Genomic DNA, 13,901 nt, shown 5'->3' with positions numbered 1-13,901 from the left:
AAGCCGTGGTTGACACGGCTTTTTTGCGTACAGACTTTTGTATTCCAGAGTACCGCTAAATCCTTTTCAGGGACTAAAACGCGTTATGTTGTCTGCTAATCAACCAATAAGCGAAAATTTGCCCGCTCATGGCTGCCGTCATGTTGCGATAATTATGGACGGCAATGGTCGCTGGGCGAAAAGGCAAGGTAAAATCCGCGCCTTTGGACACAGAGCGGGTGCAAAATCGGTGCGTCGTGCGGTGTCATTTGCCGCCAATAACGGGATCGATGCGCTGACGCTGTATGCCTTTAGCAGCGAAAACTGGAATCGTCCGGCGCAGGAAGTTACGGCGCTGATGGAATTGTTTGTGTGGGCTCTGGACAGCGAAGTAAAGAGTTTGCATCGGCATAACGTACGTTTACGCATTATTGGCGACACAAGCCGTTTCAACACGCGCTTGCAGGAACGTATTCGTAAAGCGGAGGCGTTAACGGCCCAAAATAGCGGGCTGACGCTAAATATCGCGGCGAATTATGGCGGGCGCTGGGATATCGTCCAGGGGGTTCGCCAACTTGCCATTCAGGTCCAGGAAGGGCTACTGCGCCCCGACCAGATTGATGAAGAGGCGTTGAGCCAACAAATCTGCATGCATGAACTGGCTCCCGTAGATTTAGTAATTAGGACTGGTGGGGAACATCGCATAAGTAACTTTTTACTTTGGCAAATTGCCTATGCCGAACTTTACTTTACTGATGTTCTTTGGCCCGATTTCGATGAACAAGACTTTGAAGGTGCGCTACATGCTTTTGCCAATCGAGAACGTCGTTTCGGTGGCACCGAGCCGGGTAGCGACAAAGCCTGATGGGGGTAGCTTTTGCTGAAGTATCGCCTGATTTCCGCGTTGGTTTTAATACCCATTGTTATCGCAGCGCTCTTTTTGCTGCCGCCGGTGGGATTTGCGATTGTAACGCTGGCCGTCTGTATGTTGGCTGCATGGGAATGGGGCCAACTGAGCGGTTTCACCTCCCGGACACAGCGTGTCTGGCTTGCCGTACTGTGCGGCTTTTTACTGGCGGCTATGCTGCTGATGATACCGGAGTATCATCATAATATTCATCAGCCAATGGTTGAGATATCGCTCTGGGCATCACTGGGCTGGTGGCTTGTCGCCCTGCTGCTGGTGTTGGGTTATCCGGCGTCGGCTGGGGTCTGGAGACAGTCAAAAGTACTGCGCCTGATCTTTGGTATTCTGACCATAATCCCTTTCTTCTGGGGTATGCTGGCGCTGCGTTACTGGCATTATGATGATAATCATTACAGTGGCGCGCTCTGGTTGCTGTACATTATGATTTTGGTTTGGGGTGCCGATTCCGGGGCTTACATGTTTGGCAAGCTCTTTGGTAAACATAAGCTGGCGCCGAAAGTTTCTCCCGGTAAGACCTGGCAGGGGTTCGTCGGCGGTTTGTTTACTGCCGCGGTTATCTCCTGGGTATATGGTGCATGGGCCAATCTGGACGTTGCGCCGTCGACGTTATTTATCTGTTCCGTGGTAGCCGCACTGGCGTCAGTGCTGGGTGATCTGACGGAAAGTATGTTCAAACGTGAAGCGGGAATTAAAGATAGTGGTCATCTGATCCCCGGTCATGGCGGTATACTGGATCGCATCGACAGCCTGACAGCAGCAGTACCTGTATTTGCTTGCTTGTTATTGCTGGTTTTCAGGACGATTTGACGGAAGGTTTTATGCTGAGCATTCTCTGGAATTTGGCTGCGTTTATTATTGCGCTTGGTGTCCTTATCACCGTGCACGAATTTGGCCATTTCTGGGTTGCTCGCCGCTGCGGCATTCGGGTAGAGCGTTTTTCCATTGGTTTTGGCAAAGCGCTCTGGCGGCGTCATGATAAACAGGGTACTGAGTTTGTTATCGCCATCATCCCTCTCGGTGGCTATGTCAAAATGCTGGATGAACGCGTAGAGCCGGTTATGCCGGAAATGCGCCACAGCGCCTTCAACAACAAAACAATTGGTCAGCGGGCAGCGGTTATTGCTGCCGGACCCATCGCCAATTTTCTCTTTGCTATCTTCGCTTACTGGCTGGTGTTTATCATCGGCGTCCCTGGTGTCCGTCCGGTTATTGGTGAAATAACACCCGATTCAATCGCTGCCCAGGCGCAAATTGCATCCGGTACGGAACTTAAAGCAATTGATGGTATCGAAACGCCTGATTGGGATGCAGTGCGTTTGCAACTGATAGCAAAAATTGGTGACAAACAAACAACGCTCAGCGTGGCATCGCCTGGAAGCGACACGCGTCAGGACAAGGTCCTTGATTTACGTCACTGGACGTTTGAACCCGACCGGGAAGACCCTGTTACCTCATTAGGGATCCGCCCACGTGGTCCGCAGATTGAGCCGGTGCTTGCTGAGATCCAGTCAGGTTCTGCCGCCAGCAAAGCAGGTTTGCAAGCCGGCGACAGGATCGTTAAAGTCGATGGTCAGCCGTTAACGCAGTGGATGACGTTTGTCACTCTGGTGAGGGATAATCCGGGTACACCGCTTGCGCTGGAGATCGAAAGGCAGGGGAGTTCCTTGTCTTTGACGTTGATACCGGATACAAAGCCCGGTAGCAAGGCAGAAGGATTTGCAGGCGTTGTGCCGAAAATCATTCCTCTGCCGGATGAGTACAAAACAGTACGCCAGTACGGGCCATTCAGCGCCATTGTCGAGGCCACGGACAAGACATGGCAGTTAATGAAGCTGACGGTCAGTATGTTGGGGAAATTGATAACCGGTGACGTAAAACTGAACAACCTCAGTGGGCCTATCTCGATAGCTCAGGGGGCTGGGATGTCAGCAGAGTTCGGGGTGATTTACTATCTGATGTTCCTCGCTTTAATCAGCGTGAACTTAGGGATTATCAACCTGTTTCCATTACCTGTCCTGGACGGGGGACATCTGCTGTTTTTGGCGATTGAAAAGCTAAAAGGTGGACCGGTATCCGAGCGAGTTCAAGACTTTAGCTACCGCATTGGCTCGATTTTGCTGGTGTTGTTAATGGGGCTTGCACTTTTCAATGATTTCTCTCGGTTGTAAGAGAGTTTGTTAGGAAGAACGCATAATAACGATGGCGATGAAAAAGTTGCTCATAGCGTCGCTGCTGTTCAGCAGCGCCACCGTATACGGTGCTGACGGGTTCGTAGTGAAGGACATTCATTTCGAAGGCCTACAGCGTGTCGCCGTTGGTGCGGCCCTCCTCAGTATGCCGGTCCGTCCAGGCGATACGGTGAATGACGAAGACGTCAGTAACACCATCCGTGCCTTGTTTGCCACTGGCAACTTCGAGGACGTTCGCGTGCTTCGCGACGGTGATACCCTTCTTGTTCAGGTGAAAGAACGCCCGACAATCGCCAGCATCACTTTCTCCGGCAACAAAGCGGTGAAAGATGACATGCTGAAACAGAATCTTGAAGCTTCTGGCGTGCGTGTAGGTGAATCGCTTGATCGCACCACCCTTTCCGATATCGAAAAAGGGCTGGAAGATTTCTACTACAGCGTCGGTAAGTACAGCGCCAGCGTGAAAGCGGTGGTTACGCCACTGCCTCGCAACCGTGTTGACCTTAAACTGGTCTTCCAGGAAGGCGTTTCTGCGCAGATCCAACAGATCAACATTGTCGGGAACCATGCGTTCAGTACCGAAGAGTTGATCTCCACATTCCAGCTGCGCGATGAAGTGCCGTGGTGGAACGTGGTCGGCGATCGTAAATATCAGAAACAAAAACTGGCGGGCGATCTGGAAACGCTGCGCAGCTACTATCTGGATCGTGGCTATGCGCGTTTCAATATTGACTCCACCCAGGTCAGTCTGACACCGGACAAAAAAGGTATTTACATCACCGTCAATGTGACGGAAGGCGATCAGTACAAACTCTCTGGCGTTCAGGTCAGCGGCAATCTTGCGGGTCACTCTGTGGAGATTGAAAGCCTGACGAAGATTGAGCCAGGCGAACTGTATAACGGCGCCAAAGTGACTAAAATGGAAGATGACATTAAAAAGCTTCTTGGTCGCTATGGTTATGCTTATCCTCGCGTTCAGTCACAGCCAGAAATTAACGACAGCGATAAAACCGTTAAGCTGCACGTGAACGTTGATGCGGGCAACCGTTACTACGTACGTAAAATTCGCTTTGAAGGTAATGACACCTCTAAAGACGCAGTGCTGCGTCGTGAGATGCGTCAGATGGAAGGGGCGTGGCTGGGCAGCGATTTGGTTGACCAGGGTAAAGAGCGTCTGAACCGTCTGGGTTACTTTGAAACGGTTGATACCGATACTCAACGTGTTGCGGGCAGCCCGGATCAGGTTGATGTCGTTTATAAAGTCAAAGAGCGTAACACCGGTAGCTTTAACTTCGGTGTGGGCTACGGTACTGAAAGCGGCGTGAGCTTCCAGGTGGGTGTCCAGCAGGATAACTGGCTGGGTACGGGCTACTCCGTTGGTATTAACGGTACGAAGAACGACTACCAGACCTATTCCGAATTCTCCGTCACCAACCCGTACTTTACGGTTGATGGTGTGAGCCTCGGCGGTCGTATCTTCTACAATGACTTTAAAGCTGATGATGCTGACCTGTCCTCCTATACCAATAAAAGTTATGGTCTGGACGGTACGCTTGGCTTCCCGATTAACGAATACAACACTCTGCGTATGGGCTTAGGTTATGTGCATAACGACCTGTCCAATATGGAACCGCAGGTGGCGATGTGGCGTTATCTGACATCTGTCGGCCAGGATGCAAGCATCACCAACGACAACAACAGTTTCTCTGCGGATGACTTCACCTTCAACTACGGCTGGACCTATAACAACCTTGACCGTGGCTACTTCCCGACCAAAGGGTCGCGCGTTAACCTCAACGGTAAGGTGACGGTTCCGGGGTCAGACAACGAGTTCTACAAAGTGACGGTAGACACCGCGTCCTACTTCCCGATTGATGATGACCACAAGTGGGTGGTTCTGGGACGTACGCGTTGGGGCTACGGTGACGGTTTAGGCGGCAAAGAGATGCCGTTCTATGAGAACTTCTATGCCGGTGGTTCCAGTACCGTTCGTGGCTTCCAGTCCAACAACATTGGTCCGAAAGCGGTTTATAACGGCGCTAGTGGTCTGGATAACTGCGATACGACAACAGAGAAATATTGTAGCTCTGATGACGCCGTGGGCGGTAACGCCATGGGTGTGGCAAGTGTAGAGTTTATTACGCCGACGCCGTTTATCAGCGATAAGTACGCGAACTCTGTACGTACCTCCTTCTTCTGGGATGCGGGTACGGTGTGGGATACTAACTGGAAAAACACGGCAGATATGAAAGCGCTGGGTATTCCGGACTACAGTGATCCAAGTAATATCCGTATGTCTGCGGGTATCGCATTACAATGGATGTCCCCATTGGGGCCGTTGGTCTTCTCTTACGCCCAACCGTTTAAGAAGTACGATGGAGACAAGGCAGAACAGTTCCAGTTTAACATCGGTAAAACCTGGTAATCTGCCACTGCGATGGAATGCATGAAGTGTCGTGATGGTCGTGGCGGTGTTGTACACCGCCCGCCAACGCAAAGAACGGTACCTGTTGGTACAATTGGGATGGTGAGGAGTTTATTGTGAAAAAGTTGTTATTAGCTGTAGGTTTCGGTTTGGCAATGGCGGCGTCTGCTCAGGCTGCTGACAAAATTGCTATCGTGGATATGAACAACCTGTTCCAACAGGTTGCACAGACTTCCGGTGTTGCTCAGACCATGAAAAACGAATTCGGTGGCCGTGCCAGCGAATTGCAGCGTCTGGAATCTGACCTGCAAACCAAAATGCAGCGTTACCAGCGTGACGGCGCTACAATGAAAGCGACGGAGCGTAGCAAGCTGGAAAAAGACATCCAGGCTCAACGTCAGGATCTGGCGCAGAAAGGTCAGGCCTTTGAGCAGGATCAAGCTCGTCGTTCTAACGAAGAACGCGGCAAGATGATGACCAAAATCCAGGCAGCAGTGAAAAAAGTTGCTGCGGATCAGAGCGTAGATCTGGTTATCCCGGCTAACGCTGCTATCTACAACAGCAGTGACGTTAAAGACATCACCGCTGATGTACTGAAACAGGTTAAATAAGTAATGCCTTCAATTCGACTGTCGGATTTAGCGCAACAGTTGGATGCAGAATTACACGGTGATGGCGACATCGTCATCACCGGCGTTGCGTCCATGCAATCTGCTAAAGCAGGTCAAATCACCTTCATGGTCAATCCTAAGTACCGTGAAAACCTGAATGACTGCCAGGCGTCTGCTGTCGTCATGACGCCGGACGATTTACCTTTCGCCAAAAGTGCCGCATTGATTGTGAGAAACCCTTATCTCACCTATGCCCGCATGGCTCAAATTCTTGATTCAACGCCGCAGCCGGCACAAAACATTGCACCCAGTGCCGTGATTGATCCGAGCGCGACGTTGGGTAACAACGTGGCAATTGGCGCGAATGCCGTTATCGAATCCGACGTGATTTTGGGTGATAACGTGGTCATTGGCGCAGGCTGCTTCGTTGGGAAAAAGACGAAAATAGGCGCCGGTTCGCGTTTGTGGGCCAATGTCACCGTTTACCATGAAATTGAGATCGGCGAAAATTGCCTGATCCAGTCAGGTACAGTGATCGGCGCAGATGGCTTCGGTTATGCCAACGATCGCGGCAACTGGGTGAAGATCCCCCAGCTTGGTCGGGTGATTATCGGTGATCGCGTCGAGATCGGGGCCTGTACCACCATCGACCGCGGTGCGCTGGATGACACCTGCATTGGTAACGGCGTTATCATTGATAACCAGTGTCAGATTGCACATAACGTTGTGATTGGCGACAATACTGCCGTTGCGGGCGGTGTCATCATGGCAGGCAGTCTGAAAATTGGCCGTTACTGCATGATTGGTGGTGCCAGCGTCATTAATGGGCATATGGAAATTTGTGACAAAGTTACCGTGACGGGAATGGGTATGGTGATGCGTCCTATCACTGAACCTGGTGTCTACTCCTCCGGTATTCCGTTACAGCAAAACAAAGTGTGGCGTAAAACGGCCGCGCTGGTAATGAACATTGGTGACATGAGCAAGCGCCTTAAAGCGATTGAGCGCAAGGTCAATAAAGAAGACGAATAGCTCGTCCGTTTACACCGATACCCTAAATAATGCGAGTTGCGTGAAGGCGGCAACGTAGTGAATCTCCGGGAGCTTACAGAAGTAAGTGACCGGGATGAGTCAGGAAAGCCAACGTACAGGCAACTTGAAGTATGACGGGTATAAACTTCCCGGCCTGTAGGCATTCTTAGGATTGCCGCGGGCCGTGTTATTATTGCCATTTAGTATATTTAGACAGGAAGAGTATTTTGACTACTGACACTCATACTCTGCACATTGAAGAGATTCTGGAGCTTCTGCCGCACCGTTATCCATTTTTGCTGGTAGACCGTGTGCTGGATTTTGAAGAAGGTCGTTTTCTGCGCGCAGTGAAAAATGTCTCCGTAAATGAGCCATTTTTTCAGGGACACTTCCCTGGTAAACCTATTTTTCCAGGCGTATTGATTCTGGAAGCGATGGCGCAGGCAACCGGTATTCTGGCGTTTAAAAGCGTTGGTAAACTGGAGCCAGGAGAGCTCTACTATTTCGCAGGTATCGATGAAGCGCGCTTTAAGCGTCCGGTTGTGCCAGGCGATCAGATGATTATGGAAGTCACCTTTGAAAAAACGCGCCGTGGCCTGACTCGTTTTAAAGGCGTTGCTTTGGTCGACGGTAAAGTTGTCTGTGAAGCTACTATGATGTGTGCACGTAGCCGGGAGGCCTGATACGTGATTGATAAAACCGCCTTTATTCATCCTTCTGCCATTGTTGAAGAGGGCGCCGTTATTGGTGCTAACGCTCACATTGGTCCGTTTTGTATTGTTGGCGCTAACGTCGAAATTGGCGAAGGCACCGTACTGAAGTCTCATGTTGTCGTAAACGGCCACACTAAAATTGGTCGTGACAATGAGATTTATCAGTTCGCTTCCATCGGGGAAGTTAACCAGGATCTGAAATATGCTGGTGAACCGACTCGCGTGGAAATTGGCGATCGCAACCGCATTCGCGAAAGCGTCACCATTCACCGTGGCACGGTACAAGGCGGCGGATTGACGAAGGTGGGCAGTGACAACCTGATGATGATCAATACGCACGTTGCGCATGATTGTACGATTGGTAATCGCTGCATCCTCGCAAATAACGCGACGCTGGCAGGACACGTTTCCGTTGATGATTTCGCCATCATCGGTGGTATGACCGCTGTCCATCAGTTCTGTATCATCGGTGCGCACGTCATGGTTGGCGGTTGCTCCGGTGTGGCGCAGGACGTCCCGCCGTACGTTATTGCCCAGGGCAACCATGCAACGCCGTTTGGGGTTAACATCGAAGGTTTGAAACGCCGCGGCTTTAGTCGTGAAGCGATTCACGCTATTCGTAACGCGTATAAGCTGCTTTACCGCAGTGGTAAAACGCTGGATGAAGCGAAACCTGAGATTGCCGAACTGGCGCAGCAGCATCCGGAAGTGAATGCGTTCATCGAATTCTTTGAGCGCTCCACGCGTGGTCTGATTCGGTAATGGTCGAGCGTCGTCCGTTAACGATTGCCCTTGTCGCCGGAGAAACCTCCGGCGATATTCTTGGTGCCGGTCTTATCCGCGCGCTCAAGGCTCGTGTGCCTGATGCCCGTTTTGTCGGGGTGGCTGGCCCACTGATGCAGGCTGAAGGCTGCGAAGCCTGGTATGAAATGGAAGAGCTGGCGGTCATGGGCATCGTCGAAGTGCTCGGACGTCTGCGGCGTTTGCTGCATATTCGCGCCGATCTCACTCGCCGTTTTAGTGATTTACAGCCTGATGTTTTCGTCGGTATTGATGCGCCGGATTTCAACATTACCCTTGAGGGTAATTTGAAAAAGCAGGGTATCAAAACCATTCACTATGTCAGCCCCTCCGTATGGGCCTGGCGACAAAAACGCGTTTTCAAAATAGGCAGATCCACCCATCTGGTACTTGCCTTTCTGCCTTTCGAAAAAGCGTTTTACGACAGATTCAATGTCCCTTGCCGTTTTATCGGCCATACCATGGCTGATGCTATGCCGCTGGACCCGGATAAAAACGCCGCGCGGGACACGTTAGGCATTCCTCACTCGGCGCATTGTCTTGCATTGCTACCCGGTAGCCGTGGCGCTGAAGTGGAGATGCTGAGCGCTGATTTCCTGCGTACAGCGCAAATTTTGCGCCAGCATTATCCCGATCTACGGGTGGTTGTGCCGCTGGTCAATGCCAAAAGGCGCGAGCAGTTTGAGCGGATCCGGCAGGAGGTTGCGCCCGATTTGCCGCTGCAAATGCTTGACGGCATGGCGCGCGAAGCCATGATTGCCAGTGATGCCGCGCTGTTAGCGTCCGGTACCGCAGCGCTTGAGTGCATGCTGGCAAAATGCCCGATGGTTGTCGGCTATCGGATGAAGCCCTTCACCTTCTGGCTGGCAAAAAGGCTGGTTAAAACGGAATACGTTTCCCTGCCTAATCTGCTCGCCGGGCGTGAGCTGGTCAAAGAGCTGTTGCAGGATGATTGCCAGCCGCAGCAACTGGCTGCGGCGCTGCTCCCGTTACTGGCCGATGGCAAAGAGCATCATGCGATGCATGAGATTTTCCGCGAACTGCATCAGCAAATCCTCTGTAATGCTGATGAGCAGGCCGCGGATGCCGTACTGGAGTTGGCACAATGATGGAATTTGTCTATCCCCACACGCATCTGGTCGCGGGTGTGGATGAAGTGGGGCGCGGACCTCTGGTTGGCGCGGTGGTGACCGCTGCGGTTATCCTCGATCCCGCGCGTCCGATTGTCGGACTGAATGATTCAAAAAAATTATCAGAGAAACGCCGTCTGGCGCTGTTTGATGAGATCAAAGAGAAAGCGCTGGCCTGGAGTCTTGGACGTGCTGAACCCGATGAAATCGATGAGCTGAATATTCTGCATGCCACTATGTTGGCGATGCAGCGCGCCGTCGAGGGGTTAAATATTGCACCTGAATATGTGTTGATTGATGGTAACCGCTGCCCAAAATTGCCGATGCCGTCACTGGCGGTTGTTAAGGGTGACAGTCGGGTGCAGGAAATCAGCGCAGCGTCTATTCTTGCCAAAGTCTCTCGTGATGCGGAGATGGCTGCGCTGGATTTAATATTTCCGCAATATGGTTTCGCCCAGCATAAAGGCTACCCCACACCTTTTCATTTGCAGGCGCTTGCTGAGCATGGCGCAACCGAACATCACCGGCGCAGTTTTGCCCCGGTCAGGCGCGCGTTGGGCCTTGTGTCCTGATTCTTGTCACGAGATAAAACCGGAATCTGAAAATGGCTGAACCACGTTTCGTACACCTGCGGGTGCATAGCGACTATTCCATGATTGATGGGCTGGCAAAAACCGGGCCGCTGGTGAAAAAGGCGGCCGCGCTTGGCATGCCTGCGCTGGCGATCACCGATTTTACTAACCTCTGTGGGCTGGTTAAGTTTTACGGAACGGCACATGGTGCGGGAATCAAGCCGATTGTCGGTGCTGATTTTCACGTGCAAAGCGATCTGCTCGGTGATGAACTGACCCAGCTTACGGTTCTTGCTGCCAACAATACGGGTTATCAAAATCTGACGTTGCTGATTTCGCGTGCCTATCAGCGCGGATATGGTGCGGCAGGCCCGTGGATCGACAGGGACTGGCTGGTTGAGCTAAAAGAGGGTCTGATCCTGCTTTCCGGCGGACGCATGGGAGATGTGGGACGATCTCTGCTACGTGGCAACAGTGTGCTGGTCGATCAGTGTGTCAGCTTCTATGAAACGCATTTTCATGACTGCTACTTCCTGGAGTTAATTCGTACCGGGCGGCCAGATGAAGAGAACTACCTGCATGCGGCGGTTGAATTAGCCGAAAAGCGCGGTCTGCCGGTCGTTGCGACCAATGACGTGCGCTTTATCGACGGCGGTGATTTTGATGCCCACGAAATCCGCGTGGCCATCCACGATGGCTTCACCCTTGATGATCCTAAACGTCCTCGTCACTATTCTGCGCAGCAATCCATGCGCAGCGAGGACGAAATGTGCGAACTGTTCGCCGATCTTCCCGAGGCACTGGAAAACAGCGTTGAAATTGCCAAGCGCTGCAACGTTACCGTGCGCCTGGGTGAGTATTTCCTGCCGCAGTTCCCGACGGGTGAGATGACCACCGAAGATTTCCTGGTGGTGAAATCGAAAGAGGGGCTGGAAGAGCGCCTGGAATTCTTGTTCCCGGATGAAGCTATCCGTAAAGAGAAACGTCCGGAGTATGACTCGCGCCTGGATATCGAACTGCAAGTTATCAACCAGATGGGTTTCCCGGGCTACTTCCTGATCGTAATGGAATTTATCCAGTGGTCGAAGGACAACGGCGTACCCGTTGGGCCGGGGCGTGGTTCGGGTGCGGGTTCGCTGGTGGCCTATGCGCTAAAAATTACCGACCTTGATCCGCTGGAATTCGACCTGCTGTTCGAACGTTTCCTTAACCCGGAACGTGTCTCTATGCCTGACTTTGACGTTGACTTCTGTATGGAGAAACGCGACCAGGTGATTGATCACGTCTCGGAAATGTATGGGCGTGATGCGGTCTCGCAGATCATTACCTTCGGAACCATGGCGGCGAAGGCGGTTATTCGCGACGTAGGTCGTGTATTAGGCCATCCGTATGGCTTCGTCGACAGGATCTCAAAACTGGTGCCGCCCGATCCAGGGATGACGCTGGCAAAAGCCTTTGAGGCCGAGCCGCAGCTGCCGGAAATCTACGAGGCAGACGAAGAAGTTAAGGCGCTGATTGATATGGCGCGCAAACTGGAAGGTGTCACGCGTAACGCCGGTAAGCATGCGGGGGGGGTGGTTATCGCCCCCACTAAAATTACCGACTTCGCACCGCTCTATTGCGATGAAGCGGGCCAGCACCCGGTCACCCAGTTTGACAAAAACGACGTGGAATATGCCGGGCTGGTGAAATTTGACTTCCTCGGGCTGCGTACGCTGACCATCATCGACTGGGCGTTGAAGATGATCAACCCGCGTCGTGAGAAGCAGGGGCTTGAACCTGTCGATATCGCCGCTATTCCGCTGGATGACAAGAAAAGTTTCGACATTCTGCAACGCTCAGAGACCACTGCGGTATTCCAGCTTGAATCCCGCGGCATGAAAGATCTGATCAAACGTCTGCAGCCTGACTGCTTCGAAGATATGATAGCCCTGGTGGCGCTGTTCCGCCCGGGGCCGCTGCAATCCGGGATGGTGGATAACTTTATTGACCGTAAACACGGGCGTGAAGAGATCTCTTACCCGGATGTCCAATGGCAGCATGAGTGCCTGAAGCCGGTACTGGAACCGACCTACGGCATTATCCTGTATCAGGAACAGGTCATGCAGATAGCCCAGGAGCTTTCCGGTTATACCCTTGGCGGCGCAGACATGCTGCGTCGTGCTATGGGTAAGAAAAAGCCGGAAGAGATGGCCAAGCAACGCGGTACCTTTGAAGAAGGGGCGAAGAAAAACGGCGTTGATGGCGAACTGGCGATGAAAATCTTCGACCTGGTGGAGAAATTCGCGGGTTATGGATTTAACAAATCTCACTCTGCTGCCTATGCTTTAGTCTCTTACCAGACGTTATGGCTTAAAACGCACTATCCTGCTGAGTTTATGGCGGCGGTGATGACCGCGGATATGGATAACACGGAAAAAGTGGTCGGCCTGGTCGATGAATGCTGGCGAATGGGGCTGAAAATCCTGCCACCTGACATCAACTCCGGTTTGTATCACTTCCACGTCAATGATGACGGGGAAATAGTGTATGGTATCGGCGCGATTAAGGGTGTGGGTGAAGGGCCGATCGAAGCGATCATTGAAGCCCGTAATCAGGGTGGTTACTTCCGCGAATTGTTTGATCTCTGCGCGCGTACCGACACCAAAAAACTGAACCGCCGGATTCTGGAAAAACTGATCATGTCCGGGGCGTTTGACCGTCTTGGACCGCATCGTGCTGCATTAATGAACTCGCTGGGCGACGCGCTGAAAGCGGCCGACCAGCATGCGAAAGCAGAGGCGATTGGCCAGGCGGATATGTTTGGCGTGCTGGCCGAAGAGCCGGAACAGATAGAACAGTCTTACGCTAACTGTCAGCCCTGGCCGGAACACACGGTACTGGAAGGAGAGCGTGAAACGTTAGGCTTGTATCTGACGGGTCACCCAATCAACCAGTATTTAAAAGAAATCGATCGCTATGTCGGCGGCCTTAGGCTAAAAGACATGCACCCAACCGAACGTGGCAAGGTCACCACGGCGGCGGGGCTCGTGATTGCCGCAAGGGTTATGGTCACCAAACGCGGCAATCGTATCGGCATCTGTACGCTGGATGACCGTTCAGGGCGTCTTGAGGTGATGTTATTCACCGAAGCGCTGGAAAAGTACCAGCATTTGCTGGAAAACGACCGCATACTTATCGTCAGCGGACAGGTCAGCTTTGATGACTTCAGCGGTGGGCTTAAAATGATGGCCCGTGAAGTGATGGATATTGACGAAGCCCGTGAAAAATATGCTCGCGGGCTTGCTATCTCGCTGACGGACAGGCAAATTGATGACCAGCTTTTGACCCGACTCCGTCAGTCTCTGGAACCCCATCGCTCGGGGACAATTCCAGTACATCTCTACTATCAGAGGGCGGATGCACGAGCACGATTGCGTTTTGGCGCGACGTGGCGTGTCTCTCCGAGCGATCGTTTATTAAACGATCTCCGTGGCCTTATTGGTTCGGAGCAGGTGGAACTGGAGTTTGACTAATACAGG

General features: G+C 52.2%; 11 protein-coding genes. All 11 read left to right on the top strand.

The window, feature by feature from the left end:
- Window positions 1-85 precede the first annotated feature (85 nt).
- The 11 genes from ispU (at window position 86) to dnaE (ending at window position 13,895) form a co-directional block, all read left to right on the top strand.
- Complete coding sequence (ispU, locus tag ACSZO4_RS00695) at window positions 86-844, top strand: (2E,6E)-farnesyl-diphosphate-specific ditrans,polycis-undecaprenyl-diphosphate synthase (protein WP_437886910.1); 759 nt, start codon at window positions 86-88, stop codon at window positions 842-844.
- 12 nt (window positions 845-856) lie between these two features.
- Window positions 857-1,714: a phosphatidate cytidylyltransferase gene (gene cdsA / locus ACSZO4_RS00690; RefSeq protein ID WP_437886909.1), complete on the top strand. Its 858-nt coding sequence runs from the start codon at window positions 857-859 to the stop codon at window positions 1,712-1,714.
- Between the two features lie 11 nt (window positions 1,715-1,725).
- A complete protein-coding gene (gene rseP, locus ACSZO4_RS00685; protein WP_437886908.1) occupies window positions 1,726-3,075 on the top strand; it encodes a sigma E protease regulator RseP in 1,350 nt (449 codons plus the stop codon).
- A 31-nt stretch (window positions 3,076-3,106) separates the two neighbouring features.
- Window positions 3,107-5,521, top strand: a complete 2,415-nt coding sequence (bamA, locus tag ACSZO4_RS00680) for an outer membrane protein assembly factor BamA (RefSeq protein ID WP_437886907.1) — start codon at window positions 3,107-3,109, stop codon at window positions 5,519-5,521.
- A gap of 116 nt (window positions 5,522-5,637) precedes the next feature.
- Window positions 5,638-6,132: a molecular chaperone Skp gene (gene skp, locus ACSZO4_RS00675; protein ID WP_437886906.1), complete on the top strand. Its 495-nt coding sequence runs from the start codon at window positions 5,638-5,640 to the stop codon at window positions 6,130-6,132.
- A gap of 3 nt (window positions 6,133-6,135) precedes the next feature.
- A complete protein-coding gene (gene lpxD, locus ACSZO4_RS00670) occupies window positions 6,136-7,164 on the top strand; it encodes a UDP-3-O-(3-hydroxymyristoyl)glucosamine N-acyltransferase (protein ID WP_437886905.1) in 1,029 nt (342 codons plus the stop codon).
- A 227-nt stretch (window positions 7,165-7,391) separates the two neighbouring features.
- The gene (fabZ, locus tag ACSZO4_RS00665; RefSeq protein ID WP_007373234.1) at window positions 7,392-7,847 is read left to right on the top strand and encodes a 3-hydroxyacyl-ACP dehydratase FabZ; all 456 of its coding nucleotides are present in this window, start codon (window positions 7,392-7,394) and stop codon (window positions 7,845-7,847) included.
- 3 nt (window positions 7,848-7,850) lie between these two features.
- Entirely contained in the window at window positions 7,851-8,639 is a 789-nt protein-coding gene (gene lpxA, locus ACSZO4_RS00660; RefSeq protein WP_437886904.1) for an acyl-ACP--UDP-N-acetylglucosamine O-acyltransferase, read from the top strand.
- Window positions 8,639-9,787 carry a lipid-A-disaccharide synthase gene (lpxB, locus tag ACSZO4_RS00655; protein WP_437886903.1) on the top strand — a complete coding sequence of 383 codons (1,149 nt, stop codon included), beginning with the start codon at window positions 8,639-8,641 and terminating at the stop codon, window positions 9,785-9,787. Before lpxA ends, lpxB begins: the two co-directional genes overlap by 1 nt.
- Window positions 9,784-10,380, top strand: a complete 597-nt coding sequence (gene rnhB / locus ACSZO4_RS00650) for a ribonuclease HII (protein ID WP_437886902.1) — start codon at window positions 9,784-9,786, stop codon at window positions 10,378-10,380. The genes lpxB and rnhB overlap by 4 nt, the downstream gene beginning before the upstream one ends.
- A gap of 32 nt (window positions 10,381-10,412) precedes the next feature.
- Window positions 10,413-13,895, top strand: coding sequence for a DNA polymerase III subunit alpha (dnaE, locus tag ACSZO4_RS00645; RefSeq protein ID WP_437886901.1), 3,483 nt, complete (start codon window positions 10,413-10,415; stop codon window positions 13,893-13,895).
- Window positions 13,896-13,901 lie beyond the last annotated feature (6 nt).

This window comes from Phytobacter sp. V91 (assembly GCF_965644225.1).
Classification (GTDB): domain Bacteria; phylum Pseudomonadota; class Gammaproteobacteria; order Enterobacterales; family Enterobacteriaceae; genus CBFFRJ01.
The sequence above is the reverse complement of the archived record's forward strand: the minus strand, read 5'-3'. Positions and strand labels throughout refer to the sequence as shown.